Source organism: Gluconobacter sp. (assembly GCF_047723935.1).
Taxonomy (GTDB): Bacteria; Pseudomonadota; Alphaproteobacteria; order Acetobacterales; family Acetobacteraceae; genus Gluconobacter.
On record NZ_JBDOBO010000133.1, the window covers coordinates 1 to 2232 of the forward strand.

At 49.3% G+C, this 2232-nt stretch carries 3 protein-coding genes and 1 pseudogene; 3 read left to right on the plus strand and 1 reads right to left on the minus strand.

The genetic code is table 11. The annotated features are described in order from the left end of the window. A pseudogene (locus tag ABF979_RS16620) lies at positions 1-254 on the minus strand (hypothetical protein); the annotation flags it as partial. A gap of 633 nt (positions 255-887) precedes the next feature. Here ABF979_RS16620 and ABF979_RS16625 point away from each other — a divergent pair. The 3 genes from ABF979_RS16625 to ABF979_RS16635 are packed head-to-tail and all read left to right on the plus strand — an operon-like array spanning position 888 to position 1836. Then, on the plus strand, positions 888-1130 hold the full coding sequence (locus tag ABF979_RS16625; protein WP_415560780.1) for an AbrB/MazE/SpoVT family DNA-binding domain-containing protein: 243 nt from the start codon (positions 888-890) through the stop codon (positions 1128-1130). A 2-nt stretch (positions 1131-1132) separates the two neighbouring features. Then, positions 1133-1462 (plus strand): endoribonuclease MazF, encoded by a 330-nt coding sequence (mazF, locus tag ABF979_RS16630; protein WP_415560781.1) that lies wholly within the window; start codon positions 1133-1135, stop codon positions 1460-1462. A 32-nt stretch (positions 1463-1494) separates the two neighbouring features. After that, on the plus strand, positions 1495-1836 hold the full coding sequence (locus tag ABF979_RS16635) for a hypothetical protein (RefSeq protein WP_415560782.1): 342 nt from the start codon (positions 1495-1497) through the stop codon (positions 1834-1836). The last annotated feature ends 396 nt before the right edge of the window (positions 1837-2232 follow it).

The window sequence follows — 2232 nt, forward strand, 5'->3', positions numbered from 1 at the left end:
ATTGAATACATATTTGTTGATCCAGCAACCTGTTTTCCACCATTAACACCTATAAACGCATAGCCATCCATTAAAGCCATTTCTGTACTTTGGTGGAGAGATATTTTTCCTTCATTTCCCAATTCTATTCTTGCAGATTCCATTTCTTGGGGCGTCATATTACTAAAGTCCAGAGCAAGAGATGGGGTGTTTTTAGCTCTGGAGCCGTTGTCAGGTAGATCATATGTGATGTGTGTATAGCCACTAATTTTCATAGTTGAAGACCTCATATATGATGCTATTTTCTATTATGAGACGGCAATTGTTGAAAATCAAGAGGCGGTTCTAGAAGGAAATTCACTTTCCAGTGCTTCGATACGGCCTCCCAATGCTTATTTCTACATGAAATCTGCGCACGTTCGGATTGGGCGGAGATTATTGTATGATCACTACCAAATCGGATGGGCAAAAGACGGCCTGAACTCAAAAGTCCATGCGTGTGTGATGTTCAGTGTTGCTCTGTTCGCCTGTTATCTGACAGCAGGTCAGTAACATTAAAGATGTAGGTGCGCAGATGGCAGCTCTTCCTGACGAAACCGAAAAAAAGTCATCGGCGACAGAGGTTATGGTTGCAACCTGATCAGGTTATCGCTTGAAGAACGCAATATTACCGCCTGTTCTTCGGCTGAAGAAGAATTGCAAAGCTGAAAGACTTGAGGCATGTCCGGACTAGATGCGGATCGCTGCACACACTTTACATGTCGGCCAACTACAGCGCGGCAAGCTTCATCTTCTATCTCAAATAATATGTCCTGAGCCTAGATAATATCACTGAGTGATGTTGATACATTGTTGACACTATTGGTCGACTTAACCTACTCTGAACACAATACCCAAGAGGCGATGTGATGCAGGTTTTTGTTAAAAAATGGGGCAATAGTGCTTCAGTCCGTATTCCTTCAGCCGTAATGAAGGCAGTTGGTTTACGCATTGATCAGGCAGTTGATGTCCGGGAAGAGGCCGGGCGTATCATCATTGAGCCCGTTGTTACGACAGAGTGTACTCTCGCAGAGCTGCTGGCAGGCATAACCCCTGATAACGTCCACAGTGAGGTTGATTTCGGCTCGCCAGCCGGACAGGAATTGCTTTAACCATGGCAGATTACGTCCCGGATGAGGGCGACATTATTTGGCTGAATTTTACTCCGCAGTCTGGACATGAACAGGCAGGCCATGGGCCTGCTGTTGTCCTGTCCCCTGCGGCCTATAATCGTATAGGCCTGTTGTTGTGCTGCCCTCTCACAACAAAATCAAAAGGCTATCCTTTTGAAGTCCTGATCGCGGGAACAACTGAGAGTGTTGCCCTTGCTGATCAGGTCAAGTCCCTTGACTGGAAGTCACGTGGCGCAAAACGCAAAGGTCGGGTGACCCATGTCGAGCTCTCCAGTATTCGGGCTAAAGCCCGCGCCTTGATAGGGAATTGATCTATCCCTGAACTCTCCACAGGACATCGCCAATGATTGAGACCACCGCCGTGACTGATAACGTGATCGGCCTCCATCCTCGGGAAGCTGTTTCTCCACGGGACAAGTGGAAACTGATCTATCTTCTGCATGTATCCAAATGGTGGTCCATGGCTTTCGGCCAGTGGACCGATGCTGAGGGAACGCGTTACGTCCTTGCACAACGCTGGAATGGTGAAGAAGGGGAAAAGGGGAACCCAATCTCCAGAGGCTATGCCACATGGTTTGTCCTGCCTGACGAAACCTACCCTCTCTACATCGAGAGCAGGTTTATTCCTGACGACAAGCGCGAAAAAATTCGAACGTTGTTGTTATTAACTGGCCAGAAGAAGTAGAAAACGGCTCTCACGCTGACATGCATAGGGATTACTGGAGTTTACGTCTGGGAGACCTGCCGGATCGCCGCAATCTTCTGGTGCAGGGTACAACATGCACGGACGTCCCATATCATCCCGTTCCGATGTCTACATTACCCTTATCGCACGTCTCGCATGGTATGCCGTGTCGACATTCCGTGACGTTGGACATTTCCCGCCACTCACTTTCCCAGGCACAGCGGTGGCATCGGAACAGTGCCACCATATGTTTCCCAGGCGGGTAAACGCAGCCGTGGTCCCCAAGATCAATAAGGTGTGCAAGTTTCCGCGGCTTGCGCCGCGGGCGCGTGCAGTGAAAAAGGGGTGTGTTGCGGGGCCCCGTAGGGGGCGTGGTGAGGGGTTGCGGTGAACCAC

What these genes read in the sequence shown, in the direction of transcription:
- ABF979_RS16625 (WP_415560780.1), top strand. Translation starts at nt 888, where the DNA reads ATGCAGGTTTTTGTTAAAAAATGGGGCAATAGTGCTTCAGTCCGTATT.
- mazF (WP_415560781.1), top strand. Translation starts at nt 1,133, where the DNA reads ATGGCAGATTACGTCCCGGATGAGGGCGACATTATTTGGCTGAATTTT.
- ABF979_RS16635 (WP_415560782.1), top strand. Translation starts at nt 1,495, where the DNA reads ATGATTGAGACCACCGCCGTGACTGATAACGTGATCGGCCTCCATCCT.